Annotated in this window: 24 protein-coding genes; 13 read left to right on the forward strand and 11 right to left on the reverse strand. The window is 69.7% G+C overall.

Annotated features, from left to right (window positions below; genetic code table 11):
• Positions 1-22: 22 nt before the first annotated feature.
• On the reverse strand, positions 23-637 hold the full coding sequence (gene sigK / locus AB0H42_RS26350; protein WP_357060540.1) for an ECF RNA polymerase sigma factor SigK: 615 nt from the start codon (positions 635-637) through the stop codon (positions 23-25).
• A gap of 106 nt (positions 638-743) precedes the next feature.
• Positions 744-1,037, reverse strand: a complete 294-nt coding sequence (locus tag AB0H42_RS26355; protein ID WP_030522224.1) for a WhiB family transcriptional regulator — start codon at positions 1,035-1,037, stop codon at positions 744-746.
• A 660-nt stretch (positions 1,038-1,697) separates the two neighbouring features.
• On the opposite strand from AB0H42_RS26355, the gene AB0H42_RS26360 reads away from it, so the two are divergent.
• The 3 genes from AB0H42_RS26360 to AB0H42_RS26370 all read left to right on the forward strand — a co-directional run bounded on the left by AB0H42_RS26360 (position 1,698) and on the right by AB0H42_RS26370 (position 4,572).
• Positions 1,698-2,693, forward strand: coding sequence for a hypothetical protein (locus tag AB0H42_RS26360; RefSeq protein ID WP_357060542.1), 996 nt, complete (start codon positions 1,698-1,700; stop codon positions 2,691-2,693).
• 126 nt (positions 2,694-2,819) lie between these two features.
• Positions 2,820-3,398, forward strand: a complete 579-nt coding sequence (locus AB0H42_RS26365; protein ID WP_063128200.1) for a sigma-70 family RNA polymerase sigma factor — start codon at positions 2,820-2,822, stop codon at positions 3,396-3,398.
• Entirely contained in the window at positions 3,391-4,572 is a 1,182-nt protein-coding gene (locus AB0H42_RS26370) for an anti-sigma-D factor RsdA (protein WP_357060546.1), read from the forward strand. Before AB0H42_RS26365 ends, AB0H42_RS26370 begins: the two co-directional genes overlap by 8 nt.
• 157 nt (positions 4,573-4,729) lie before the next feature.
• Here AB0H42_RS26370 and AB0H42_RS26375 read toward each other — a convergent pair whose 3' ends face one another.
• On the reverse strand, positions 4,730-5,143 hold the full coding sequence (locus tag AB0H42_RS26375) for a DUF5319 domain-containing protein (RefSeq protein ID WP_030522220.1): 414 nt from the start codon (positions 5,141-5,143) through the stop codon (positions 4,730-4,732).
• A 246-nt stretch (positions 5,144-5,389) separates the two neighbouring features.
• On the opposite strand from AB0H42_RS26375, the gene guaB reads away from it, so the two are divergent.
• The 3 genes from guaB to guaA all read left to right on the forward strand — a co-directional run bounded on the left by guaB (position 5,390) and on the right by guaA (position 10,460).
• Positions 5,390-6,931 carry an IMP dehydrogenase gene (guaB, locus tag AB0H42_RS26380; protein WP_357060549.1) on the forward strand — a complete coding sequence of 514 codons (1,542 nt, stop codon included), beginning with the start codon at positions 5,390-5,392 and terminating at the stop codon, positions 6,929-6,931.
• A gap of 553 nt (positions 6,932-7,484) precedes the next feature.
• Positions 7,485-8,666: a GuaB3 family IMP dehydrogenase-related protein gene (locus AB0H42_RS26385; protein WP_357060552.1), complete on the forward strand. Its 1,182-nt coding sequence runs from the start codon at positions 7,485-7,487 to the stop codon at positions 8,664-8,666.
• Positions 8,667-8,882: 216 nt separating this feature from the next.
• Positions 8,883-10,460 (forward strand): glutamine-hydrolyzing GMP synthase, encoded by a 1,578-nt coding sequence (gene guaA, locus AB0H42_RS26390; RefSeq protein WP_357060555.1) that lies wholly within the window; start codon positions 8,883-8,885, stop codon positions 10,458-10,460.
• Positions 10,461-10,519: 59 nt separating this feature from the next.
• Here guaA and AB0H42_RS26395 read toward each other — a convergent pair whose 3' ends face one another.
• Positions 10,520-10,762: a hypothetical protein gene (locus tag AB0H42_RS26395; protein WP_357060558.1), complete on the reverse strand. Its 243-nt coding sequence runs from the start codon at positions 10,760-10,762 to the stop codon at positions 10,520-10,522.
• Positions 10,755-12,332, reverse strand: a complete 1,578-nt coding sequence (locus tag AB0H42_RS26400; RefSeq protein ID WP_357060560.1) for a PspC domain-containing protein — start codon at positions 12,330-12,332, stop codon at positions 10,755-10,757. The genes AB0H42_RS26395 and AB0H42_RS26400 overlap by 8 nt, the downstream gene beginning before the upstream one ends.
• Positions 12,333-12,491: 159 nt before the next feature.
• Here AB0H42_RS26400 and AB0H42_RS26405 point away from each other — a divergent pair, with 159 nt between their 5' ends.
• Positions 12,492-13,961: a PspC domain-containing protein gene (locus AB0H42_RS26405; protein ID WP_357060562.1), complete on the forward strand. Its 1,470-nt coding sequence runs from the start codon at positions 12,492-12,494 to the stop codon at positions 13,959-13,961.
• A 561-nt stretch (positions 13,962-14,522) separates the two neighbouring features.
• The gene (locus tag AB0H42_RS26410; RefSeq protein ID WP_063045376.1) at positions 14,523-15,158 is read left to right on the forward strand and encodes a response regulator transcription factor; all 636 of its coding nucleotides are present in this window, start codon (positions 14,523-14,525) and stop codon (positions 15,156-15,158) included.
• Positions 15,159-15,167: 9 nt separating this feature from the next.
• On the opposite strand, the gene AB0H42_RS26415 is transcribed toward AB0H42_RS26410, so the two are convergent.
• Positions 15,168-16,325, reverse strand: a complete 1,158-nt coding sequence (locus AB0H42_RS26415) for a methyltransferase (protein WP_357060565.1) — start codon at positions 16,323-16,325, stop codon at positions 15,168-15,170.
• Between the two features lie 156 nt (positions 16,326-16,481).
• Here AB0H42_RS26415 and AB0H42_RS26420 point away from each other — a divergent pair, with 156 nt between their 5' ends.
• A complete protein-coding gene (locus AB0H42_RS26420) occupies positions 16,482-17,105 on the forward strand; it encodes a hypothetical protein (protein ID WP_357060568.1) in 624 nt (207 codons plus the stop codon).
• Positions 17,106-17,263: 158 nt separating this feature from the next.
• Complete coding sequence (locus AB0H42_RS26425; protein ID WP_357060571.1) at positions 17,264-17,794, forward strand: hypothetical protein; 531 nt, start codon at positions 17,264-17,266, stop codon at positions 17,792-17,794.
• 60 nt (positions 17,795-17,854) lie between these two features.
• Here AB0H42_RS26425 and AB0H42_RS26430 read toward each other — a convergent pair whose 3' ends face one another.
• On the reverse strand, positions 17,855-19,444 hold the full coding sequence (locus AB0H42_RS26430; RefSeq protein WP_357060574.1) for a DNA polymerase Y family protein: 1,590 nt from the start codon (positions 19,442-19,444) through the stop codon (positions 17,855-17,857).
• Entirely contained in the window at positions 19,434-20,225 is a 792-nt protein-coding gene (locus AB0H42_RS26435; RefSeq protein ID WP_357060576.1) for a hypothetical protein, read from the reverse strand. Before AB0H42_RS26435 ends, AB0H42_RS26430 begins: the two co-directional genes overlap by 11 nt.
• Before the next feature lie 236 nt (positions 20,226-20,461).
• On the opposite strand from AB0H42_RS26435, the gene AB0H42_RS26440 reads away from it, so the two are divergent.
• Positions 20,462-21,586: a serine/threonine-protein kinase gene (locus AB0H42_RS26440; protein ID WP_357060579.1), complete on the forward strand. Its 1,125-nt coding sequence runs from the start codon at positions 20,462-20,464 to the stop codon at positions 21,584-21,586.
• Positions 21,587-21,911: 325 nt separating this feature from the next.
• Positions 21,912-22,766, forward strand: coding sequence for a Bax inhibitor-1/YccA family protein (locus AB0H42_RS26445; RefSeq protein ID WP_357060582.1), 855 nt, complete (start codon positions 21,912-21,914; stop codon positions 22,764-22,766).
• Positions 22,767-22,880: 114 nt separating this feature from the next.
• Here the strand turns inward: AB0H42_RS26445 and AB0H42_RS26450 are convergent, their stop codons facing one another.
• Both AB0H42_RS26450 and AB0H42_RS26455 read right to left on the reverse strand, forming a co-directional pair.
• Positions 22,881-23,540, reverse strand: coding sequence for a PAS and ANTAR domain-containing protein (locus AB0H42_RS26450; RefSeq protein WP_357060585.1), 660 nt, complete (start codon positions 23,538-23,540; stop codon positions 22,881-22,883).
• Between the two features lie 143 nt (positions 23,541-23,683).
• Entirely contained in the window at positions 23,684-24,544 is an 861-nt protein-coding gene (locus tag AB0H42_RS26455; protein WP_357060588.1) for a helix-turn-helix transcriptional regulator, read from the reverse strand.
• 189 nt (positions 24,545-24,733) lie between these two features.
• Between AB0H42_RS26455 and AB0H42_RS26460 the strand changes: the two genes are divergently transcribed.
• A complete protein-coding gene (locus tag AB0H42_RS26460) occupies positions 24,734-25,732 on the forward strand; it encodes an SDR family oxidoreductase (protein WP_357060591.1) in 999 nt (332 codons plus the stop codon).
• A 103-nt stretch (positions 25,733-25,835) separates the two neighbouring features.
• On the opposite strand, the gene AB0H42_RS26465 is transcribed toward AB0H42_RS26460, so the two are convergent.
• Positions 25,836-26,522, reverse strand: a complete 687-nt coding sequence (locus AB0H42_RS26465) for a GAP family protein (protein WP_357060593.1) — start codon at positions 26,520-26,522, stop codon at positions 25,836-25,838.
• Between the last annotated feature and the right edge of the window lie 210 nt (positions 26,523-26,732).

The following is a 26,732-nucleotide window of genomic DNA, read 5'->3' on the forward strand; positions in this document are numbered from 1 at the left end:
CCGCCGAACCGGAACGGGCCGTTCACATCCGCTGTGGAATGTGAACGGCCCGTTCTCGTATCGGTCGCCGGTCGCCGAGGGAAGCCGGCCCTCCCATGCTCTTCTTCAGCCTCATCAGGCCGTCGCGGATACGGGATTTGACGGTAGGTAGCCCGATATCCAGGTGACGAGCCACCTCGGCGTAGGTCCGGCCGTCGTAGTAGGCGAGTGAGATCGCCTCGCGCTGGGTCTCGGTCAGGGTGCGTAGCCCGACGACCACGGCCTGATGGTCGAGTATGCGCTCGACCTCCTCGATGACCTCGTCGTATTCGTGCCCGAGTACCCGGGCACCATAGGCGATCTCGCGCTGGGTGTGGGCCTGCTCGGCACGCACCCGGTCGACCGCGCGGCGATGGGCAAGTGTCATCAGCCAGGTCACCGCCGAGCCGCGCGCCGGATCGAAACTCGCCGCCGTGCGCCAAGTCTGCAGGTAGACCTCTTGAGTGGTCTCCTCGGCGAACCCGGAATCCTGGAGGACACGCAACACCAGACCGAAGACCCGGGTGCGGGTCCGGTCATACAGTTCGGCGAAAGCCTCGGCATCCGAGTGGCCGCAGCGCTGCAAGAGCGCTGAGAGCTCGCTACTCTCCTGTGTCATCGGTCATAACAATAACCGCAAGCTATAACCGAGAGCGCATGCGGCCCCGTGGAACACGCGGTGTCGCACCGCCGGGTAGCGGCACGGAGCCGCTACCCGCGATCCATCAGACCGCCATCCGGCGCCGGTTGCGCCGGGCGTGCATCTCCCGTTCGGTTTCCGACATTCCGCCCCAGATGCCGTAGGGCTCACTCACCTTCAGCGCATGCGAACGGCACTGCATCAGCACGGGGCACGACCTGCAGATCTCCTTCGCGCGCAGTTCGCGTGCCGCCCGCGCTCTGCCGCGTTCACCGTCGGGATGGAAGAACACCGCCGAGTCCACACCCCGGCAGGAACCGCGCATCTGCCAGTCCCAGACATCGGCGTTCGGTCCGGGAAGGTGGGTGGGCATGGGCATGGGGGAACTCCTCGTAGACGCGAGCTCGTCGGCATTGTCGAGCGAGTGATGAGTACAGCTGTCCGGCGGTGCCCGGGCGTTCAGGCGAGCGCGCGGGGCCACATGCGTCGGCCGATGTGCACCGCTGCCGTCGGCATCCGTTGCGTTTTCGTCCGGCGCCGTCCGTGGCGATGAGTTACGTTAGGGGTACCGAGGAAATTCCGTCAACAGTTTGACGCCCTGATTTATCGGGTCTTTTGCGCGCTGAATTTAACCTCGATGACTGTTTACTTTCGCTAATCGCCCGGCGATACTGTGAGGTTGGCCTGTTGCCGATGCTACCGACGTGTCCGTGCTGGTCGACGTATCCGCAGGTGGGCGCGACCATTTCGGGGGCTCTCGATAGGTCCGGACCGAATTCCGCCCCGTGGACCGTCCCGGTGGGTTAAGGTGCCCCGATCTCGATACGATCACAGATGGCCGGTGGGGGGCTGTCAGGTTAATTAAGCGAAACGTCTTCGAATTCGATGCGCGGTTGCTCATGGATTGATGGGCGGAGATTAACCCGATGGAAACACTGCCCGTTCGGATTACTGCTGAAAGATAGCTGGGTCACCGGTGGTCCGCGGTGGCCCGCCCGTTCCACCCGGCGGTGAATCCGATGGCCGGTACAGTGCGTCGGTGATCGCCCCCGGCACCCGCCTCGAATCCGATTCCCGCTCGGCCGCCGACGCCGCGTTCGGTGCGCGCACGGGCCGCACCGCTGCCGAGTTGCCGGAACCGGCAGAGCCCCTCGAAATGTGGTGGCGAGCGGTCGCTCTGGGTGGTGCGGGTCACTACGCCGCCGCCCACACCGCGCTGCGCCGCCTGTCCGCGGCGACCACCGATCCGGTGTTGCTCTCACTCACGGCCTCGACACAGGGGTCGCTGTTGCGTCAGCTCGGCTGGCACCAGCGGGCCGCCGAGTACGACGGGCGGGCCGCGGGGCTCGTTCTCCCGGCGGTGGCCACCTCTCCGGCCGCGCCGCAGTCGACGATTCCGGCCGCCGGCCGTGGATCCGGCCCGGGTTCCCGGTCCCCGCGCCCGGCGAAGGCTGCGGCGGCCGGGCTGGGCGATTACGGCCGCCGGCCCGATGCGGTCGACGCCGCGGCCGACGCGCTGATCGGTCTGGCGGCCGACGCCCTGGGTCTCGGCCGGACCGCCCTGTCCGCCCGGCTGCTGGATCGCTGCGCGGCCCTGCTGGATCGTCCGGCGCCCGAATACGGCGCGCTCGATGCCGGTACGCCGGAGCGGTCGCGAACCCGGGTGCGGATGCACTGGGTCCGCGCCGAAACCGCGCTGGCCGACGGTCACGGCGCGCCGGCGCTGGCCGCGGCGGAGGCCGGGCTCACGCTGGCCGAACAGGGTCCCTCGGTCCGGCATCGGATCAAATCGCGATTGCTGGTCGCCGCGGCCGCGAGCGCCGCGGGACAGACGGCCCGCGCCCTCGCGCTGGCGGACCATATCGATGAGGAATGCCGTGTCAGCGGTTCGGTTCCGCTGCGGTGGGCCTGCGCCATGTTGCGCGGCGGCTTGGCAGCCGGACCGGGCGACCGTGACACGGCGGCCGCCGACGCGGAGGCGTGTCGCGCACTCATCTCCCGGCGTGGCGGGCGATTTCGCGATGCGCGTGGGTAACCCGAGTTCCACCGTCTCGACCCGTACCGCCGCCGGTGTCCTATTGTGGACCCGTTCCGCTGGACCGGCGGAAGCACCGGTCATCCCAGACCGTGCCACTTTGTAACGCCAGGAATTCCGCTGACGATGACGCACATGGGCGAAGAGTTGGACCGCGCCGTCGCCGCCGCTGCGCAGGGCGACAGGTCTGCTCTAGCTCAGGTACTGGAAATGGTCCGCCCGCTGGTGATGCGCTATTGCCGCGCGCGGATCGGTGTCGCGGAGCGTGGACAACTCTCCGCGGACGATGTCGCGCAGGAGGTCTGTCTAGCGGTCATGACCGCGCTACCCAGGTATCAGGACCAGGGTAGGCCGTTCATGGCCTTCGTATACGGAATCGCATCGCACAAGGTTGCCGACGCCCATCGCAACGCCTCCCGTAACAAGGCGGAGGCGATGGCCGAAGTACCAGATGTCATATCCACCGACCACGGCCCGGAGCAACGAGCTCTCGAATCGGAAACCAGCCGGCAGATGAACGCTCTGCTGGCCACTCTTCCGGAGAAGCATCGAGAGATCTTGATCCTGCGCCTGGTCATGGGTCTGTCAGCAGAAGAAACCGCAACCGCCGTGGGCAGTACGGCGGGCGCGATTCGGGTGGCCCAGCACAGGGCGCTCGCAAAATTGAAGGCACAAGTGGCGAGGGCAGGTGAAATGTATGGCTAGGGATGGCGGGCGCGGTCGGGGCGACAAATGGGCGCGGCGTGCATCGCGGAACACCGATCCCTATGCCGAGGGCTCCGGTGCCGGATCCGAACCGGTGGATATCGTGGCGGTTCGTCGTGATGACGAACTGATCGACGCTATCGCCCGTGGCGGACCCGTCCCCACCGAGAGCACCGAGGAACTCCAGCTGGCGGCATTGCTGGCGGATTGGCGGGCCGAGATCGTGGCACCGCCGCTACCCGACGCGCCCGACCTCGATACCGTGGTCGCGGCGGTCAACCAGGAGATCGGTGCGCGGCAGGCGCGGATCGGCGCGCAATCGGGAGGCCGCTTGCGGCTGCTCCGCCCGATCGCGACCACCGCCGCCGCGCTGGCCCTCGTATTCGGTGGGCTCTCCGCGTTCTCGTATCAGGCCGAACCCGGCGACGCGCTGTGGCGCGTCAAAGAGGTGGTGTTCAGCGAACAGGCCCAGAGCACCGTCGTGCAGTACGCCGGTGACGATCTGGCCGCCGCGCAGACCCTGCTCGACCAGGGTCGGCCCGACGAGGCGCGGGAACGGCTCGAGCAGGCTTCGGCCAATACGACCCAGGTCAACGACCCGACCAAGCGCAACGAACTGGTCGAACGCTGGAATCAGCTGTTCGAGGAGGTCCGGAAGGTGATACCGCCGGACGTCGCCGCACAGTTGGAGCAGATCGCTCCCTCGCCCGATCCGGGCGCACCGGTGCCGTCGCGTCCCGGTGGGACCACGGAACGGCCCGGTAGCACGGTGACCACCACTCCGGGCCCGGGCAGCGAACTGCCGTTCGATCGGCCGAGCGGTCCGGGTGGCAGTGACAAGCCGACCGCTCCGGACGTCCAGGCACCCGATCGGCCGGGGCCCGGCACCGACCGGCCGGACACGCAGGCACCAGGCACCCACACTCCGGACACGCCGGCTCCGGATATCGCCCCGGACGGCACCACCGTCCCGGGCGTTCCGGGTACCACCACTCCGAACGGACCGGGTGTGGACTCGGTGGAGCCGTCCACTCAGGCACCGCCGTCCACGATCAGCACACCCGGCCCGGCCGAGCCGTCGACCCTGCCGGTGCCGCAGACCGTCGTGCCGGCCCCGTCGGTTCCCCAGCAGGCTCCGACCACGGTGCCGCTGCCGGGAGGCGCCACCAGCTGAACGCCGAACACACCGATGGCCATCCACCTGGAAATTGTGGATGGCCATCGGTGTGTTCGGCCACAGTCGGTGTGAGTGCCGGGAACCGGGCGTAGCCATGAAAAATCGATCGGCCGCTGGTGCGGCCGATCTGCCGGGCGAACCGGCTACTCCGAAGTCAGCTGTCGAAGGCGTCGAACCCGTCGCCGTGAAACGCCTCGTTCATCGAGGCGTCCGCGTATCCGCGACAGTAATCCCAGGTGACGTAGGCTTCCGGAGTCGGGTCGTAGGCGGGCTCGTGCGGGCGGACCGTGCCGTCGACGAGGAGCTGTAACAAATTGGCGCGCAGCATGTCCCAGTCGTGATAGTGATCCTGCCGACAATCCTCGCAGCTCACCACCAGCCCGCGGATACCGCGGTGCGCCAGTAGCGCCTCGTAGACTGCGAGATCGGCAAGATCCTCCTCGACCGCAAGGCGCTCGTGAGGATCCAGCGGTTCCCCCGGCTCGATGGCATCGAGCGCGGCGGACGGGTCGGCGGGGTCTCCGGCGAACGGATCCGGCGGCAAGCCAGGTGGTAGATGGTCACGCACATCCCCACGGTACGCAGAACAGGGCGGTCTGCGCCAGCCGTCCGCGCCGTCAGTTTCGCCGATGCCCTCAGTTGATCCACGGTCCAGGCGGACCGATACCATGGTGACACGGCGCCGACGAGTACCGATCACCCGGCCACCACCGGTCAGAACCGAACCGGTGCCGTAGTCCAATCCCAGTAACAGTTCGCTATCGGGACGCCGCACCCCGCTAGCTCTGCCGACGTCCAGGAGGGGTCGATCCGAATGAGTAATCCCGTACCGGGCGAGCGCACCGTAGTCCGCCCTCATACGGGTGGTGACGATCCGGACAAGATCGCCATGCTCGGCCTCACCTTCGACGATGTACTGCTGCTCCCCGCCGCTTCGGATCTGATCCCCAGCTCGGTCGAGACATCCAGTCGGCTGACGCGGGAGATCCGCCTGCGGACCCCGCTGGTGAGCTCCGCCATGGACACCGTCACCGAAGCCCGGATGGCCATCGCCATGGCCCGGGCCGGAGGCATGGGTGTTCTGCATCGCAATCTGTCCGTCGCCGACCAGGCGAGCCAGGTGGAAACCGTCAAACGGTCCGAGGCGGGGATGGTCACCGATCCGGTGACCTGCCGCCCCACCGATACCCTCGCCGAGGTCGACGCCATGTGCGCCCGGTTCCGGATCTCCGGGCTGCCGGTGGTCGACGAGACCGGCGCGCTGGTGGGCATCATCACCAACCGGGATATGCGCTTCGAGGTCGACCAGAACCGGCGCGTCGCCGATGTGATGACCAAGGTGCCGCTCATCACCGCCCAGGAGGGCGTCACCGCCGAGGCCGCGCTCGGCCTGCTGCGCCGGCACAAGGTGGAGAAGTTGCCGATCGTGGACGGCGAGGGCCGGCTGCGTGGGCTCATCACCGTGAAGGATTTCGTCAAGACCGATCAGTTCCCCGACGCCACCAAGGACCGTGACGGCCGCCTGCTGGTGGGTGCCGCGGTCGGTGTCGGAGACGACGCCTGGTCGCGCGCCATGACCCTGGCCGACGCCGGAGCCGATGTCCTCGTGGTCGATACCGCGCACGGTCACCAGCGTCAGGTGCTCAGCATGGTGAGCAAGGTGAAGGCCGAAGTCGGTGACCGCATCCAGGTCATCGGCGGCAATATCGCCACCCGGGCCGGTGCCGCGGCACTGGTCGAAGCGGGTGCCGACGCGGTGAAGGTCGGCGTCGGACCGGGCTCCATCTGCACCACCCGCGTGGTCGCCGGTGTCGGCGCCCCGCAGATCACCGCCATCCTCGAAGCCGTCTCCGCCTGTAAACCCGCCGGGGTCCCGGTCATCGCCGACGGCGGTATCCAGTTCTCCGGTGATATCGCCAAGGCCATCGCCGCGGGCGCCTCCACCGTGATGCTCGGCTCGCTGCTGGCCGGTACCGCCGAATCCCCGGGCGAATTGATCCTCGTCGGCGGTAAACAGTTCAAGAGCTACCGCGGAATGGGTTCGCTGGGCGCCATGCAGGGCCGAGGGCAGGCGAAATCCTTCTCCAAGGACCGCTACTTCCAGGACGACGTCCTGGCCGAGGACAAGCTCGTCCCGGAGGGCATCGAAGGGCGGGTGCCCTTCCGCGGCCCGGTCAACCAGGTGATCCACCAGCTGGTCGGCGGCCTGCGTGCCGCCATGGGTTATACCGGTGCCCAGTCGATCACCGACCTGCAGGAAGCGCAGTTCGTGCAGATCACCGCCGCGGGGTTGAAGGAAAGCCACCCGCACGACATCACGATGACCGTCGAGGCGCCCAACTACACCGGTAGGTGAGGCCGGGCCGGGGTCGCGCACCCGCACCGCGGGCGCGGTGCGGGCCGTCCGGCCCCGACCGGATGCCGGGGCGCGGGTGAGACCCGGTCACGCCTTGCGCCGAGTGCAGCGAGGCCCCGGAAGGGGACGAGGCCCGGCCCTTGGCCGAAGGCGCTCGATGGCCGGTATCCCGCGTTCGTCCGACCACACATGGCATGCGACGTGTGGTCGGCCATGCGCGGAATGTGATGTTGAGCACCTTCGGCGACGGCGCACCTACTCCGGCCGGGTGCGGGTCGCGGGGCCGGAACGGCGCGCCCGCGGGGCCTCGGCCCCCGTGCGCCGAAGGCGCGCCGGACAACACTGTAAGGTCTACGTGTAATTACGCGGTTCACCAGGTGAAACCATGACATCGGCGCCTCGTTTCGCGAGGCCCACACCGGGTCGCTGCCCGTTCCGCGTTTTCGCTCTCGAAACGTAGACGCGGCAGGCGTGGTCTCGCGAGCGGGGAACGTGAGGCGAGGGGGCCGAGAGCCCACGCGCGGCAGCGCGCCACCGACACAGGAGTTATTTCGTGCGCGATATGGTCGAGATCGGAATGGGTAGGACGGCTCGCCGGACCTACGAACTGGACGATGTCGATATCGTTCCGTCGCGCCGGACCCGTTCGGCGAGCCAGGTCTCGCTGGCCTGGCAGCTCGACGCGTACCGATTCGATATCCCGTTCCTCACCCACCCCACCGATGCCCTGGTCTCCCCGGAATTCGCCATCGAGATGGGCCGGCGCGGCGGGCTGGGCGTCATCAACGGTGAAGGTCTGTGGGCGCGGCACGCGGATGTGGCCGCCAAGATCGAGCAGCTGCTGGAGCTCGCGGACAAGGGCAGCTATCAGCGGGCCGTGGCCTTCCTTCAGGAACTGCACGCCGCCCCCATGCAGCCCGACCTTCTCGCCGCCGCGGTGGCGCAGGTACGGGCCGGCGGGGTCACCGTCGCGGTGCGGGTCAGCCCGCAGAACGCCCAGAGCCTGACCCCGGGTCTGCTGCAGGCCGGAATCGACCTGCTGGTGGTGCAGGGCACCATCATCTCCGCCGAACACGTCGGTGACGGCGAACCGCTGAACCTGAAGACGTTCATCGCCGAACTCGATGTGCCGGTGGTGGCCGGCGGGGTGAGCGATCACCGCACCGCGCTGCACCTCATGCGGACCGGTGCCGCCGGTGTGATCGTCGGCTACGGATCGCAGGAGGGCGCGACCACCACCGGCGAAGTCCTCGGTATCGGGGTGCCGATGGCCACCGCCATCGCCGACGCCGCCGCGGCCCGCCGGGACTATCTCGACGAAACCGGTGGCCGCTACGTGCACGTCATCGCCGACGGCGATATCCACACCTCCGGCGATCTGGCCAAGGCCATCGCCTGCGGTGCGGACGCCGTCATGCTCGGCGCGCCGCTGGCCCTGGCCACCGAGGCCCCGGGCCGGGGCTGGTACTGGCCGTCCGCGGCCGCCCACCCGTCGGTGCCGCGCGGCTCGCTGCTGTCGCTGGACGAACCGTGGGACCTCGCCGACGAACTGCTCAGCGGGCCCGCGGCCCGTCCCGCCGTGGTGCGCCCCAGCCTCGAGCAGGTCCTCACCGGGCCTTCCGATGATCCGTTCGGTTCTCTCAACCTGGTCGGCGGCCTGCGCCGGTCCATGGCCAAGGCCGGCTACTCCGACCTCAAGGAGTTCCAGAAGGTCGGGTTGAGCGTCCGCGCCTGAGCGGTGCGTTCGTCGGGTCCGAGCGGGACGGACGGTCGGTGGACGGCCGTCCGGCGGGCCCGGGCCCCGGCGCGCCCGGGATTTCGATCGCCGCCCGGCGGCCGCTTCCCGCCCGTCTCGGTGAGTCACCGCGGCGCCTCCATGAAACGGCAGGTCGGCGCGGGCCGGGCCCCGAGGTGACCGACCTCGAGGGCCCACGAAGCCATCACTAGAATCATGCGGGTGACGCATTCCCAGAGACCCGTACTCGTTGTCGACTTCGGTGCGCAATACGCGCAGTTGATCGCCCGCCGGGTCCGGGAGGCGAAGGTGTACTCCGAGGTGGTGCCGCATACCGCCACGGTCGCCGAGATCGCGGACAAGCAGCCTCTCGCGGTGATCCTGTCCGGCGGCCCGGCCAGTGTGTACGCCGAGGGGGCGCCCTCGCTCGATCCGCGGCTGTTCGATATCGACGTGCCGGTTTTCGGGATCTGTTACGGATTCCAGGCGATGGCGCAGGCGCTCGGCGGTACCGTGACCCACACCGGGACCCGTGAGTACGGGCGCACCGAACTCGATATCGACGGCGGCCTGCTGCACGAGGGTCTGCCGGGCGTACAGCCGGTGTGGATGAGCCACGGCGACGCGGTCACCGACGCACCGGAGGGCTTCACGGTCACCGGTACGACGGTGGGCGCGCCGGTCGCGGCGTTCGAGCACCGGGCGCGCCGGTTGGCGGGCGTGCAGTACCACCCCGAGGTGCTGCATTCGCCGCACGGCCAGCAGGTGCTGAGCCGCTTCCTGCACGAGATGGCCGGGATCGCGCCGACCTGGACACCGGCCAATATCGCCGAGGTCATGATCGAGCAGGTGCGGGAGCAGATCGGCGACGGGCACGCGATCTGCGGACTCTCCGGCGGAGTGGACAGCGCGGTGGCGGGCGCCCTGGTGCAGCGCGCTATCGGCGACAGGCTGACCTGCGTGTTCGTCGATCACGGGCTGCTGCGCGCGGGAGAACGCGAGCAGGTGCAGCGGGATTTCGTGGCGGCCACCGGGGCTCGGCTGGTCACCGTGGACGCGGTGGACAAGTTCCTGGGCGAGCTGAAGGGCGTCACCGACCCGGAGGAGAAGCGCAAGATCATCGGCCGCGAGTTCATCCGGTCCTTCGAGGACGCGGTGGGCGAGGTCGTGGGCGAACAGGCGGCCGGCGATACGGCCCCGACGGTGGAGTACCTGGTCCAGGGGACGCTGTACCCGGACGTGGTGGAGTCCGGTGGGGGCAGCGGCACGGCGAACATCAAATCGCATCACAATGTGGGCGGGCTGCCCGAAGACTTGGAGTTCGAGCTGGTCGAACCGCTGCGGCTGCTGTTCAAGGACGAAGTCCGGGCGGTCGGCCGGGAGCTCGGGCTGCCGGAGGAGATCGTGGCCCGCCAGCCGTTCCCGGGCCCGGGTCTGGCGATCCGGATCATCGGTGAGGTCACCGAGGACCGGTTGCGCACCCTGCGGCAGGCCGACGCCATCGCGCGCGAGGAACTGACCGCGGCCGGTCTGGACGGGCAGATCTGGCAGTGTCCGGTGGTGCTGCTCGCGGATGTGCGCAGTGTCGGTGTGCAGGGCGACGGCCGCACCTACGGGCATCCCATCGTGCTGCGGCCGGTATCGAGTGAGGACGCGATGACCGCGGACTGGACCCGGTTGCCCTACGAGGTGCTGGAACGTATCTCCACCCGGATCACCAACGAGGTAGCGGAGGTCAACCGGGTGGTACTGGATGTGACGAGCAAGCCCCCGGGCACCATCGAGTGGGAGTGACGACGAACCGGCCGGACCTGTACAGGTCCGGCCGGTTCGTCGTACGAGGCGTTCGCTGCTCAGCGGCGGCGCCGGGGCGATACGACCAAGGCCAGACCGACCACTATCGCCACGGCGACGACGATCCAGCCGATCGGGACGATCGTGGTGAGGCCCCACTGGGTGGGGCCGGCCAGTGCCCAGGCGCTCAGGCCGAGCGCCAGCAGGCCCACGAAGAACAATCCGGGAGAGAAAAGACCGCGCCGGGTGTGCCCGCAGGCCGTGCGCCGATCGGTTCGCTTATCTGTCTGCTGGTCAGCCACGGCGTACCTCCGCATCGCCCATCCGCACGTGCACGTTCAAGTTCAGCACCGGCGCGTCCCCGCCGGGCCCGGTCAGCCCATCGGGGCAGGTCGCCTCGCCCATCCGGACGGTGCATTCGGTGCGCACGTTCATGTTTTCGGGTAACAGGACCATCGCCTCACCCATCTGCACGTCGACATCGACGGTTCTGTCCGCGGTGAGGTCGATACCGCGCAGGTCGAGGGTGCCCGACCCCATGGTGACTGTGTACTCCGGCCGTATTTCGGTGGCCGCGGCCGGTGCCCAGATGCGGTCTCCCATGGTCGGGCTCTGCAGGTCGACCGGTCCTATCACCGCGGCGAACAGCACGAAGGCCGCCAGGGGAGCGGTGACCAGCAGCAGGCCGTGACCGCGGCGCCGGAACGAACCGAACACCAGCCCCAGCCCGATCACCGCCAGGGCGATCGCGCCGATCCGCCCCGGGGTCATCCATTCGCTGCCCGCCACGGCGGTGGCACCCGCGGCGGCCGCCGCCAGCACCGCGAGACCGAGGACGACCGGGGTGAAGCGGGAACGGGGACGCGGCTCGACGGCCGGTGCGGTTATCGTGCGGGCCGGTGCGGGTTCGGGCAGATCCCAGGCCAGCGGCGCGACACCCAGCGGATCCCAGGAGGGCGGGGTGCGGTGTGCGAACTCCGCGGTGCCGGGTTTGCTCATATCGATCGTGGGCCGGAAGGTACCCGTACCCGGGGTGGGCCGGTCCCCGGCCGGTTCGGCGGCAGCCGCCGACCCGCCGGGGGAATTCTCGGTCTGCGCGGGACCGCCGGACGCGGTGGTCGCGGAATCGCCGGCTCGGCCGCTCCGCTTGGTCCCCGTAACCCGCGTGGGCGCGGCGTCACCGCTCTTGGTGAGTAGTGGGCGCGTCGGTTGCGGGGTATCGCCGGCGGATCCGGCGGCGTCGCCGATCGAGTCCACCGGGGGCTGCGCGACGTCGGCCGGCGGATCGGGGATGTAGCGGTCCGGCAGCCTCGTGTACGGCGTGTACACATCGGACGGGGGCCCGTAGAGGTCGGCCCCGCCCTGCGGGAACATGGCGCCGGGATAGCCGGTGGTGCCGGGGGCGCCCAGCGACTCCGGTTCGACGGTACCGGGTGGCAGCGGTGGTGGTTCGGGGGAACGCATATGCAGCATCCACCAGCCCGCGAGCATCAGCGCCAGCGCGATGACACCGGAGCCGCCGAGCCCGACCCCCACCGGGCCCATGGTGCTCACCGCGATCGCCAGCGCCACGATCAGCACGATGGTCTTGGTCTGATTCGGTGCTTCCCGGTCCTTACGGGTGAGCGACTCCGCCATGGAACCGCGGCCCCCGGGTTCCGGGAACAGTAGCCATCCCGCCAGGTAGAGCACGATTCCGGCGCCACCGAAAATAGTGGACACCACGAACGCCACCCGGACCAGCACCGGATCGATGCCGTAGCGATGGCCGAAACCCGCCGCGACCCCGGCGATCGGGCCCCGCCGGGGCAGCCGAACCGGCCGGGTCTGCCACATCTGCTGCAGCTGATCGCCGAAGCTCGTTCTCGTCATGGACCCCATGGTCCGCTCGGGGCGCCCGCGCGCGCATCCGGGTGAACCCTGAAGTTGGACCGGAAAACCTCCTGAGCACCGTCGATGGGGCGACCCGAGACCGATATCAGGGTGTTTCCCCATGGCCGCCGATGCGGCTCTCGTGCCAGTATCGAGGGTATGTGCCCGTTCGGACCTGCCTTCTACACGCGGGGGGCCGCTGCCGGGTCCGGGGCGGTTCCCGGTGCCGATACCCCGCGCCTGGTGCGCCGTTCCGGCGGCCGGATCGTCGGCGGGGTGGCCGGCGGTGTCGCCGACCATCTGGGGATCGACGTACTCAAGGTGCGGATGGCCTTTGTCCTGCTGTCCGCGCTGGCCGGGGCCGGGATAGTCGCCTACAGCCTGTTGTGGATCTTCACTCCCGACGGCACCGATTCGGGACGCCCGTCGGGTGCCGAGCGGCGTCAGGCGATCGGGCTGGCACTGCTCGGGCTGGGTCTGTCGGTGGCGGTGTCGTGGGCGTTCAGTGGCGCGGCGGCGCGGGTGATCGCGCCGATCGTGGTGATCGCGGTGGGCGCGGCACTGGTGTGGCGCGAATACGACGCCGACGGTCCGCGGTCGCTGATCGGGATACCGGCGAAACCGTCGGTGGTGACCTGGTCGCGCATCATCGCGGGCGTGACGCTGGTGGTCACCGGACTGGCGGTGGTGGTGCTGTCCCAGCTGGACTGGGGTTCGCTCGGTTCGGCGCTGCTGGCGGTGGCCGCGACCCTGATCGGGGTGGGCCTGCTGACCGTTCCGCTCGGCCTGCGGCTCATGCATTCGCTGAATGCCGAGCGCGCCGCGCGGATCCGCAACGAGGAACGTGAGGAGATCGCCTCCCACCTGCACGATTCGGTACTGCAGACGCTGGCCCTGATCCAGCGGCAGGCCGGTGACCCGCAGGAGGTGCTGCGGCTGGCGCGCAGTCAGGAACGAGAGTTGCGCCGCTGGTTGTTCGCCGATTCGGGTCCGGCCGAATCCAGCCTCGCCGCCGCGCTGCGCACCATCGCCGGCGAAGTGGAGGACCAGCACGGAGTGAAGGTAACCCCCGTGACGGTGGGGGATGTGGCGATGGACGGTACGGAGAGCGGCGCCGGCCTGCCGAAAGAGCATTTCACCGCGGTGCTCGGCGCCACCCGGGAAGCCCTGGTGAACGCCGCCAAACATGCCGGGGTCTCCGATATCGACCTGTTCGCCGAGGCCGAACCGCACCAGGTCAGCGTGTTCGTCCGCGACCGCGGGACCGGTTTCGACGCCGATTCGGTCCCCGAGGACCGCCACGGCCTGGCCCGTTCGATCCGCGCCCGGGTGGAGCGCCGCGGGGGGACGGTGGAGATCGTCTCGGAGCCCGGCCGGGGCACCGAGGTCCGCATCATCATGCCGCGAACCGATTCCGGGTCTTCGGAAGCGGAAGAGCGAGTCGACGAAGTCCCGGGCGAAACCGTGGGGTCCGCCGCCGCGGAAGCCTTCCGCCGGGCCGCCACGCCCACCCCTGCCCCCGAACCGCAGGATCCGTCCCGAGCGGACTCCACCGAGGTCGTGACCGCCGGCCTCACCCGACCGCACCGGGCCGCCGCCGATCCGGCGCGCCCGAACGGTCACCGCTGATGGACTCCGCGGTGACGGGCCTGCTCACGGGCCCGGTGCCCGACCGCATCCGCACCGACCCCGCTGCCCGCCGCCCGCAGCGTGGATACGCTCGGGCGCCCGGGCCGGTTCGACTTCGAACTCGGTACCTTTCAGTGGCCGTCAGCGGTTGTACATACCGGCGCGTGCCCGGTCCGTGCCCGCGGTGCGGACCAGGGCACATCCGGTCGACCGTCCGGGACTGCGGCCGAAACATCCGCCGACGGAGTGGCCGTGCGCCCGGGGACCACACGGCACCCGGCACGGCCACAAGCCGGGTCGGCTGCCCCCGAATCCCTTCCTCGCTACCCACCTGAAACCATGTATCGCACGATGATCAGCAGTGGTGCCCCGCACCACCCGGCCGCCTCAGTCGGCGCCGAGTCCAGCGAGGCCCCCAAAGGGTCGAGGCCCGTCCCGCCGTTCAGGCCTCGAAAGCGCAGGAGCCGAAGGCTCGAGTCTCGAGGCCTGAACGGCGGGACCTTCGGGGGCCTCGACCCCGCGGCGCCGAAGGCGCCGCGAATAAACACAGAGAGGGTGGGCGTGCGGGTTTTCTTGGTGGATGATCACGCCGTTTTCCGTTCCGGAGTGCGGGCCGAGTTGAGCCGGGAGACGGATATGGAGGTGGTCGGGGAGGCCGGTGGGGTGGCCGAGGCCGTGGCGGGGATCAACAGCGCGAAACCCGATGTGGTGCTGCTGGATGTGCATATGCCCGAGGGGGGCGGAGTAGCGGTGTTGCACGGTATCGACAGCGGTCCGGTGTGTCTGGCGTTGAGTGTGTCCGATGCCGCCGAGGATGTGATCGCGGTGATCCGGGCCGGTGCCCGGGGTTATGTGACCAAGACGATTTCCGGTGCCGAACTGGCCGACGGGATCCGCCGGGTGGCCGGCGGTGACGCGGTGTTCAGTCCCAGGCTCGCCGGTTTCGTCCTGGATTCGTTCACGGGGAAGTCTCCGGTGCCCGAGCCGCCGCTGGATCCGGAGCTTGATTCGCTGACTCCGCGTGAGCTGGAGGTATTGCGTCTGCTGGCGCGCGGTTACACCTATCGGGAGATCGCCGAGAAACTGTTCATCTCGGTGAAGACGGTGGAGACCCACGCGTCGAACGTGCTGCGTAAAACCCAGCAGTCCAACCGGAACGCGCTCACTCGCTGGGCGCATCGGCGGCGGATCGACTGAGCGGCGGCGTCAGGGGCGGGTCGGGTCGTGCAGACCGCGTACCGAGCGGGTGACGGTGAATTTCCGGTTGCGGCCCATCACTTCGGTGCGTCCCACCATGCGTTCGACCACCGTGCGATGGTTGAGGTGGTTGTTGTAGACCGTCCACAGCTCGCCGCCGGGGCGCAGTACCCGGCCGGTCTGGGCGAACATCTTGATCGCCGATCCGGTGTGCACGGCGGCGCCGACATGGAACGGCGGATTACATACGACCAGGTCGGCGCTGTTGTCGGGGGCGCCGGACATGGCGTCGTCGCGGACCACCCGGACCCGGTCGGTGAGCTGATTGGCGGCAGCGGTGGCCGTGGCGGAGGCCACGGCGGCGGCGGACTGGTCGGTGCCGACCACCGCCAGCCCGGGCCGGGACCTGGCCAGTGCCACGGCCAGTATCCCGGTGCCGCAGCCGAGGTCGACGGCGTCGCGGGCGTCGGGTTTCATCGCGCGCAGATGTTCGAGCAGGAACCGCGTGCCGATATCGAGGCGGGTGCCGGAGAACGCCGCGCCGTGCGCGACCACTTCGATGCCGAACTCACCGATGTGCTCGTGCACCGGGAATCGGGGCGCGCCCACCGGTTTCGGGCCGCGGACCAGCAGGGTGCGCGATTTCTGCCGCCCGCGGCTGGCCCGCACCTCGGAAAACGATTCGGCCAGTACCTCGTTCATGGCCTTGGTCAGGTATTTGTCGCGGCCGCCGGCGAAGACGCGGACCGCGGGATGGGCGTAACGGGCGATGGCCTCGGCGATTTCGGCCAGACCGGCCAGGACGCGCGGTAGCCGCAGCAGGATGACGGTCGCACCGCGGAGCAGGGTCTCGTCCAGCGGATGGGAGGTGTAGCGGTCGGCGAGACCGAGGGCCCGGGCGTTGGCGGCCAGGGCGAGTTCGCCGGTGAGCAGATCCTGGTGGACCCGGATTCCGTGCAGGTCGTGGGCGGCGGCGGCGCCGAGGGTGAGGGCGCCGTAACCGTCACCGATCACCGCGACCGTTGCCCGGGCGGCGGCGGCTTCGGTGAGCGCTTCCGCGGCTACGTCGAGAATCAGGCGGTCGGCGGCATCGACGGCGTACAGGTTGACGGCCTCCACATCCGGATAGCGGCGCAACCGTTCCAGTAGGTCCTCCACATCTCGCACAGGTCAAGTGTGCTAGATCGTTGCCGCGGCCCGCCGGCCGCCCCGTCGGATGGCCGGTGGACCCGCTGCGCGCGCCCCCGCGGGCCGGTCGGGGTGGCACACCGGGAGAGGGCGTATTCCCGCAGGACAGCGGTTACGCCGGTTAGCATCGGCCGCATGCGTACCGGGCGTGTTCTGGTAGTGGTGGCAATGCTGGGTTTTCTCGCGGGATGTGCCCACTCCGGCTCCACACCACCGGTTAGCTCTCCGGAGCTGGTACCGGCGGTGCCGAGTGCGGAAGTGGCCACCCCCGGTGTGCCGCCGCCACCCGTGCCGTTACCGGGTGAGCCGGTGCCCGCGCCCGACGATACGGTCCCCAAACAGGCCGAGGCCTCGCCGGGGGCCGCGCTGACCGTGACCGATATCCGGTTGAGCAGGCATGCGGGGTTCGATCGCGTGGAATACGACCTCGGCGGGGAGGGCACTCCGGGCTGGAGCGTGTGGTACACCGGCCGGGCGGTCCAGGACGGTAGCGGCCGGGAACTGGAGGTGGCGGGCGAATCGGTGCTCGAGGTGCGGATCACCGGGTCGGCCTATCCCTTCGACAGCCGGGTGGCGCCCTACTCCGGTCCCGACCCGGCCACCGATCCGGCGGTGCCCGGGATCGCCGGGGTGTACCGGACCACGGTTTTCGAGGGGGTCACGCAATCGTTCGTCGGGGTTGCCGGCGACCGGCCGGGCTTCACGGTATCCACCGCCACCATGCCGAATCGCCTGGTCATCGATATCGCCACCGGGTAGCGTGTGCTGCGCCCGGGTATCGGTTGATGATCAATGACGAGGCTGGGCGGTCGAAATACGACCCCACGCAGTACGGTTGACAGCACCGGCGGCTCAGATGTCCGGCGCGCCGGGGCGAAAATACGGGGTCGTGGGCATCCGAGGGGAGTTCAACACCTATGCGACGACTCGAACGAGCCGGTCTCGCCACCGCTGTGACCGTGCTCATCGCGGGTGGTTTCATCGCTGCCTGCTCGAACACCGTGACCGGTACCGCCCAGGTGAACCAGTCCGAGTTGCAGCTGTACACCTCCGAGGTCAAATCGTCGTCGGCCGCGGCCTCCTCGTCGCGAGCCGCCGCCGCGGCGGCCGCCGCCACCGATGTGTGCGAGGCGCTGCGCGACAACAACAATCCCGCGGTCGACGCGTTCAACGCCTATATCGACGCCAGTGACGCGAAGGCGCCCGATCTCGAGCCCAAGAAACAGGCCGCGGTCACCGCGTTGCGCAATACCGCCGACAAGATCGATCAGAGCCTGAACCCCGATGTGCCCAACGATGTCTCCACTCCGATGCGCACCTACCGCGACAATCTGAGGTCACTGGCCGACCTGCTGGAACGCAATGCCTCGGTAGACGAGGTCAACGGGCAGATCGATACGTTCAACGCGGACAAGGACGCGGCGTTCGACGCCTGCGACGGGTACTGAGCGCGGCGGTTACCGAATCTCCGTAGCGTGGAAGCCCCGTCCTTCAGGGCCGGGAGGAAGTCAATCGTAGAGCCCTTCCACATACCACCGGTCGTTCTGGGCGAACAGCAGCAGACTGTGCGGACCGGGTAGTTCGACTTGCGCGCGGGCGCTGGGCGCCGATCCGGGCGACCACCACAGTTCGTCCAGGAGCCAGGGACCGGCCCAGGCGGTGAGCCGCCAACTGGATCGTCCCCAGCGCAGCCGCGCCGGTGGTCCGCTGAACCCGCCGCGCTCGGTGATCCGTACCGGGGCGCCGTCGGCGGACTCCAGGGTGACCGGTGGACGGTCGAGCATGATCACGGCGGGGGCGGGTTCGGGGATCCGGCCCGGCCAGGGCGGCGCCGGATCGGTGTGCGGGGCGCGTTCGTCACCGAACGCGACCATGGTGACCCGTTCGGCCGGTCCGCGTCCGCCGCTGAGCACGCCCACCTGCACCGCGTCGCCACCGAGCAGGCCCTGGACGCGGACCAGGGCGCGCAGCGCGCGTTCGTCACCCGATCCGGTATCGCCCCACAGACCCAGTTGCAGGGCGCCGGCCGGCACCACCTCCACCGGCACCAGATGCAGCAGGATGATCGGGCCGGTGGGGCGGCCGTCCGGGGGACGGGTCAGCCAGCCGTCCAGCTGCCAGCGCACCCGGTCGGCGACGCCGTCGGCGGTCAGCGGTTCGGCGCAGCGCCAGACCCGGGACAGGTTTTCCCCTGTCTCGGTTTCGGCGCGGATCTCGAGCCGGGTACAGGCCAGCGCGGCGGCCGACAGCGCCGCGGTGAGCCGGGTGGCCAGTAGCCGGCCGGCGAACGCGGCCCGGTCGACCCGGTCGATGGGCGGATCGCAGAGGAGCCGGACCTCCAGATCCGGTGCGGGCCGGCGCGGCGCCGGTGGCCGTTCCGGTAGGGCGCGGGCGGCGCGATGCGCGAGGATCGCGTCCGTGCCGAACCGGGAGGTCACCTGGGCCGGTGTCAGCTCGGCGAAATCCCCGATCCGGCGCAGGCCCAGCCGGTGCAGCAGATCTATGAGTGCGGCCCGTTCCGCGGCCGCCGGGTCCGGTTCGGCCGCCAGCTCCGTGATCGGCAGCGGGGCCAGGAACCGGGCGTCGCCCCCCGGGGCCACGAGGGTCCCGTGCCGGGCGGCGACGATCGCGGTGGGTAATTCGTCGGCGATACCCACCCGCGCCTCCACCCCGGCGGCGGCCAGCGCGGTGAGCACACGGCGGGTCGCGGCCTCGGCCGAACCGAAGTAGCGGACGACACCGCGGGCGGACAGGGCCAGCAGGCCGGGGCGCAGCACTTCCACGCCGGAGGCGAGGGTGTCCACGGTCGCGGCGACCGGTTCGAACAGCCGGGCATCACGGTCCGGGTCCTGTTGCGCCACCACGAGTTCCGGGCAGCGGCCCTGGGCTTCGCGTTTGCGCATACCGCGGCGCACTCCCGCCTCGCGGGCGGCCGCCGAGCAGGTGACCACCCGGTTCGCGTGGAGTACCGCCACCGGTAGTTCCGGTGGCAACCCCGCGCTCGCCGCCGCCGCGACCGCCGGCCAGTCCGGGCACCACACCGCCAGGACCCGGGGACCGCCGCGGGCGGTGCCCGGTGCGGGCCGGTCAGGAGGCAACCGACCGCTCCTGCCGTTCCGGGGCGCGGCCCTCGCCGGCTTCCGTGCCGGCCGGCGCGATCCACTCCACCCGGCCGGCGAGTGGGCGGGCGGCCAACCGGCCCCGGTGCGGTACACCGTCTTTGGCGCGGACCTCGACGTCGAGGCTGATGGAACGGATACGCCCGCTGCCCGTCCCGAGACCGGTGTAGCCGGATACCTTCGCTTCCAGGTTCAGGTCCGGAGCCGGCCAGGAGCCGCCGGTGACGATCAGGGTGGCGTTCTTTCCGCGGGCCTTCGCGGTGAGCACCCGGGCGCGGGCCGGGGGGACCGCGGCGCCGCCGAGGCCGAGCACCACCAGTTCCATACCGTCGAGCAATACCGCCGCCACTTCCGCCGGATCCCGGCCGGCGTCGGCGACCACCGCGATCCGATCCAGCCGGGCACCCATCTCCGCGGCGGCGAGCAGACCGAGCCCGGGCAGCCCGACGGTGGCCGCGTGCCCGCCCGGTCCGGTGATGGCGGCGAGTAATCCGGCCAGCAACGATCCGGCGCCGGTGTAGGCCACCACGCTGCCCTTGACCAGGCCGCCCTCGGGCAGCAGGGGCGCCAGGGCCGGGGGCACGGGCAGGGTCTCCCGCCGCAGGCCCGTCGCCGGCGCCACCGGTGCGGACAGGCCGTGCTCGCCGCGTGGCGCGGCCGGGGGACCGGGTACGCAGCCGCCGCCCGCCGCCCGGGCGCGCCGCAACTGGGCCAGTTGCCGCAGTTGGGCGCCGCTCGCCTTCGGTGGCCGTGCCGTCATACTTTCACCCACTTCCGCGACGGACGCCGGACGGACGGCCGGTCGCACCGAAGTGGCCGGCACCGATCCAGCTAACTCCTGGTTCGAACATACATTCGACAGACTATCGGCTGAAACCCGCCCCCGGAAGTACCTCCGGCACCGCGGCGACCCCACCGGGGTGAACGAAGCCACGTGTGGCGCGGTCCGGCTCCGAATCCGGCCAGCTACCACCGAATTCGGCTAGTCTCACACCCATGATCGATCGTCCCCGTCCCATCGTCGGCCCCGACTATCTGGTGGCCGGCCGATACCGCCTGCAGTCCAAGCTGGGCGGTGGCGGTATGGGAGCCGTATGGGAGGCCCGTGACCGGCTGCTGGACCGCGAGGTCGCCATCAAGCAGGTGCTGTCCACCGCCGGTATGGACGAGGCCCAGGCCCGGCGGGTCCGCGATCAGATCGTGCACGAGGGGCGGGTCGCGGCGAAGCTGTCCCACGAGCACGCCATCGCCGTCTACGACGTGGTGATCGAGGCCGGTGAACCCTGGCTGGTGATGGAGCATCTGCCCTCGCGCAGTGTCGCCCGGGCGCTCGGACTGGTGAACGCCCTCCCGGTGATCGAGGTGGCCCAGATCGGCGCCCAGGTCGCCGATGCGCTGGCCGCCGCGCACCATGTCGGCATCGTGCACCGCGATATCAAACCGGGCAATATTCTCGTCGCCGATCGCGGCCCCGGGGTCGGGATGGCGAAGCTGAGCGATTTCGGTATCTCCCGAAATATCGCCGAGGCCGCCGACGAACCGGACGGAATGATCACCGGTACGCCCGCCTATCTGCCGCCCGAGGTCGCGCGCGGCGCCCAGCCCACCGCGGCCAGCGATGTGTTCTCCCTCGGTGCCACCCTCTACACCGCCATCGAGGGGCAGCCGCCGTTCGGGATGGACGACGACACCGGCGCCATCGTGGAGCGCGCCGCCATGGCGCAGATCATTCCGCCGAGTCGCAGCGGCGTGCTCACCCGGGCGCTGCTGCACATGATGGAACCGGCCCCGCAGCGCCGCCCCACCATGGCCGAGGCGCGTGACGAGATCCTCGCCGCCGCTTTCGGGCCGGGCGCCGCCGGCAATATCCTCGGTGCGCCGGTGCGCACCGAGGACGGCACCATTCCGGCCTGGGCGGCCCGCAACTCCGCCGCCGGCCTGCGCAGCCCTCGCTCCGGCCCCCTGCCCCGGCGCGCGCAGCCGCAGCCGCCACGGCCCGCCGCGGTCGCGGCGCCTGCCCCGCGGCCCGCTTCGCGGCAACTCAGTCCGACCGTGGCCGTCACCATCGGGCTGTTGATCGGGCTGCTCATCATCATTGTGATCCTCGTGATGGTGATGTAGCGCGCCGCCACGGCGGAGACGTACGCCACCGGTACGGCGTGCCGGTGATAGGTGAGACCCCGCGTAATGGGGTTCGACACGCTGTGAGCAGCCGGTATCGGTATTCGGCGAGGTCGTGTGCGGCATCCGTCGGTCGGCCGGTATTCCGGTCCGTGGTCCATCCGGGCCCGACCGGCGGTAAGGTCCGGTTTGTCTGTCTTGTCGTCCCGCCCGGGAACTCCACCGGGGGTCGTGATCGTTGGACGGACAGTTGGATATCGAGTAACAGCTCGAGCCGACGGTCGTGCTCCGGTATGGCCAACGAACTCCGAGAAAGGGATTTGCGGTGCGCGCCACAAGCAATCCGGTATTCAAGAATCTGCCGCGGCAGGAAACCGGCTACGCGGGCTTCGGCTCGGCTGCCGCCGGCGCGGGACAGCTGGGCTACCAGTACGGCAACCAGCAGCAGTACCCGCAGCAGTATCAGCAGCCCTACCCGCAGGCGCCGACCCGGTCGCTGACCATCGACGATGTGGTCACCAAGACCGGTATCACGCTGGGTGTCCTCGCGTTGTCCGCGTTGGTCACCTACCTGCTGACCAGCGCGAACAGTGGCCTCGCGCCGCTGTTCGTCATCGGCGGTGGCCTCATCGGCCTGGTTCTGGTGCTGGTCGCCACCTTCGGCAACAAGGCCGACAACCCGGCGCTGGTGCTCTCCTACGCGGTCGCCGAAGGCGTCTTCGTCGGCGCCCTGTCGTTCATGTTCACCGATATCAGTTTCGGTGGCGCGGGCGGCGCGGGCATGATCGGCCAGGCCATCCTGGGCACCTTCGGTGTGTTCGCCGGCATGCTCGTCGTCTACAAGACCGGTGCCATCCGGGTCACCCCGCGCTTCACCCGGATGCTGATCGGCGCCATGATCGGCATCCTGGTCCTGGTGGTCGGCAACCTGATCGCGAGCTTCTTCACCGACGGCGGCTTCGGCCTGCGTGACGGCGGCCCCATCGCCATCATCTTCAGCCTGGTCGTCATCGCCATCGCGGCGTTCAGCTTCCTGCTGGACTTCGACGCCGCCGACCAGCTCATCCGCGCCCAGGCCCCGCCGAAGGCCGCCTGGGGTGTGGCCCTGGGCCTCACGGTCACCCTGGTCTGGCTCTACGTCGAGATCCTGCGTCTGCTGAGCTACTTCCAGAGCGACTAGTAGCGACCCCGACCCGAGGGAAAACGGCCCCCACTCCGGTGGGGGCCGTTTCGCGTCCGGACGCCGCTCAGCGGGTGTTCCACTGCCGAACCCCGGCGCGACTTCCACCCTCGGTCACGGCTCGGGCCGTTCGTGGACGGTGAGCAGGAGGTGGTCGAAGCGGGTGCGGGTGGGCGTTTCGGCGCCGCCGAACTCGCCCACCGCGGCGACCAGTTTGGCGGCCAGATCGCGGAGTTTGGTGTTGGTCTCCTGCGACCGCCAGATCAGCACCCGGAAGGCCTGTTCGGCCGAGATCCCGTAGATCATCATCACCGCGCCCTTGGCCTGCTCGATCAGTTCCCGGGCCGCGACCATCCCGGGTATCGCGGCGTCGAGGGCGTCTTGGCGCTCTTCGCCGAGGGTGTCGGTGATATCGATGTAATAGCCGGTGGTACCGGTCACCGCGCCGGTGGCGTCGAGCATCTGATCCCCGACGACCAGTACGTGGCGCACCTCGCCGGCGGTATCGATGATGCGGTGGCGGCTGCTGAACGGCGCACCGGCGCTCACCACCATCGCCAACGTGTCGGCGACTCCCCCGCGGTCCTCGGGATGCTTGTGCGCCAGCAGCAACTCGGTAGTCGGTTCCACCTCGCCGGGGGCGTAGCCGTGCAGGGCCGAGACCTCGTCGGACCACTCCCAGCGCTGTTCGGCCAGCCAGAACCGGAAACTGCCAGTTCGCCGCGGCGCCGGCGCTATCGGCCCCGGCCCCTGTGAAACACTTTCCTTCCGCACCCGCTCATTCTCCTGTATGCCTGCGCGGGGCGAGAACATGGTCGGCGAATTGTTCGCCGAACATATCCGCTTTCTGCGATTTCTGGACAGAACGCGAACCGAGCAGCCGGCGGACGCACCGCGTATCCCGCTGTTCCGGTCGGTCACCCGGCCGGAGGCGTTCCCGGGATGATCTGCTGGGCGCCGATGACGGAGAGAAGCCGAAGTTTCTCGTAGCTCTCGCTGCCGGGGACGGCGGTGTAGACGAGGAGCAGGTGGGACTGCTCGGGGTCCAGAAGTGTCTGGCAGGTGAGTTCCAGGGCGCCGACCTCGGGGTGCGCGTAGCGTTTGACGCCGTTGTAGTGGATGCCGATTTCGTGCCGGTTCCAGACGGTGCGGAATTCGTCGCTGCGGTCGAGCAGAAGGTCCATGAGGTGAGCGGCCCGTGATCCGGGCCCCCGGAGCGTGACCATCTTGCGTAGCCCGGCGGCGAAGACACGAGAGTGCAGCGCGTGGTCGTCCGGGTGGTAGAGGGCCCGGGTGGCGGGGTCGGTGAACCACCGGTAGCCGATGCTGCGGGCCGGGCCGGTGTATCGGGTGGTGTCGCCGGTGAGCGCGACGCCGAGCGGGGTCTGCCGGAGGGTCTCGCCGAGCTCGGTGACGATCTCGGCGGGGGTATCGGGGAGCCGGTCGAAGATGCGGAGCAGGCCGGGACTGATGTGTTCGCTGGTGGCGCCGCGCGCGGGTGGGTTGTGCCCGGCGAGGCGGAAGAGGTGGTCGCGTTCGTCGAGGGACAGATACAGGCCCTGCGCGATCGAGGCGATCATCTGCTCGGACGGGTGCGGTCCGCGTGCCCGCTCGAGCCGGCTGTAATAGTCGGTGGAGATGTGGCAGAGCGTGGCGACTTCCTCGCGGCGCAGACCGGCGGTTCGACGCCGTTGCCCGCGTGGGAGACCGACGTCTTCTGGTTGGAGTGATTCCCGGCGGCGGCGGAGGAACTCGGCGAGCCCCGCTCGATCGATCACGACTTTTTCCTCCTCCGATCCGGTGTTGTTCAGTCTGCCCTCGGTGCCGCATCGCTACCTGGGATCGTCGATCCCCCCTTCGAGTGACGGCGTACCGGCCTCGTCTGCCTGGGATCGGGAGGCCGTGGATATTACCGTGGTGCGCGCGCAACCTGAGTTCACATCCACCACCGAAATCAGGAGCAGCACATGGCACGCACACGACCGGACATCACCGTTCCCGACCTCTCCGGGAAGCTCGCCGTCGTCACCGGCGCCAGCGACGGCGTCGGGCTGGCCCTTACCACCCGCCTCGTCGCCGCAGGCGCCGAAGTCGTCATGCCCGTCCGCAACCGGCGCAAAGGCGACGCGGCGATCGCGAAGATCGAGCGGCGGCATCCGGACGCGGCGGTATCCCTGCGGGACCTCGACCTGTCGTCCTTGGACTCGGTGGCCGCGCTCGGAGACACCCTGCGCGGCGAGAACCGGCCGATCCACATCCTGGTCAACAACGCCGGCGTGATGACCCCACCGGATCGGCAGACCACCACCGACGGCTTCGAGCTGCAGTTCGGCAGCAACCACCTGGGGCATTTCGCCCTGGTCGCCCATCTGCTGCCCCTGCTGCGCGCGGGAGGCGCGCGCGTGACCTCGCAGATCAGTGTCGCCGCAAACGAGAACGCCATCAACTGGGGCGACCTGAACTGGGAACGCTCCTACAACGGCCGCCGCGCGTACAGCCAGTCCAAGATCGCTTTCGGCCTGTTCGGGCTCGAACTGGATCGGCGGAGCCGGGCCGCGGGGTGGGGGATCATCAGCAATTTGTCGCATCCCGGCGTCGTTCCCACCAGTCTCCTGGCCGCGCGTCCCGAGGTCGGGCGGGCACAGGACACCGTCGCGGTCCGTGCCATCCGTGCGCTGTCCCGGCGCGGCGTTCTCTTCGGGACGGTCGAAACAGCCCTGCTCCCGGCTCTGGTGGCCGCGACCGCACCGGACGCGGGCGGCGCCCGCCTGTACGGTCCCAGCGGTTTCCGGCACCTGTCCGGCCCACCCGCCGAACAGGTCCTCTATTCCCGGCTGCGCGGTGCGGACGACGCGGACCGTATCTGGGAGATCTCCGAGCACCTCACCCGCACATCCTTCCCGGTCGTCGAGCCGGCCCGGCCCGGCCCGGGGTCGACGGGGTCCGGCAGTCCGCGGGTGCGGTGATCGGCGTGCGCCCGCTCTGTACCGGAGCAATGTCTTTCCGCCGCTCGGCCGGGGGTACGAGAATACGGCGGCGAAGCACGGCCCGGTGAGGTGCGGAGCGAGCTCAGTGCGGTAGTTCCGCTCTGGCGTAGACGAGGGCGTAGATGATCAGGGCGGCGCCGAGCACGGCGAACAGGATCCGGACGGTGAGGGGGCCGAAGCGGGCCAGGGCACGCACCACCCGCCGGTAGATCCGTTGGGCACGCGGCGTGCGCCGCAGTGCCAGCGCGAGGACCAGCAGCGGTGGAATCAGAGCCAGGGCACAGTAGACGAGCACGATGACCGGCCAGCCCGAAGGGGGCGGCCGGTGCGAGGACAGCATCGCCAGCGCGGTCAGATAGGGGATGGCGGTCGGGGCCTGGGCGAAGCCGATCGCCATTCCGGCCAGCGCGAGCATCGCCGGGCGCCGGCGCAGGGTGATCGTCCACTCCGGTGGGTCGGCGGTGCCGGTGGTGCGCACGCAGGCCAGGGCGAGCAGCACAGTGCCGGCGGCGAGTTCACCCCAGAAGCGCAGGGTGGGGGTGAGCCGGAAGTCGAGGAGTTCGGTGAGCCAGTTCAGTCCCAGGACCGTGGCCAGGCCGAAGGTGGTGGTGAGCACGAACACACCGCCGAGGAAGGCCAGTCCGCCCGGTAGTGGCGAACGCCGGGCGAGCCGGCTGTCGATGATGACGGCGGTGGTGACTCCGATCAGCAGCACGTCGAGCGAGTCGAGGAACGCCAGCCCCGCCATCGCCAGCAGAAGAGTCGTCATATCCCGACCGAACATACGGCACCACATCGGAAGCGCAGAGTCCCGAGATCGTCCGCGTACGGCGATCAGGTCCGAGAATCGAGCGACCGGCTATCGTGATCAGGTGATACGCCGGGGTCGATTCCCCGCGTCGGCCCAGCGGGCGTAGCGCAGCGCCGGTGCCGGTCGGATCCGGTTTCTTCCTGATACGGCACCGATTCCGGAACCCGC

Source organism: Nocardia sp. NPDC050799 (assembly GCF_040654015.1).
In the GTDB taxonomy this organism is placed as follows: domain Bacteria; phylum Actinomycetota; class Actinomycetes; order Mycobacteriales; family Mycobacteriaceae; genus Nocardia.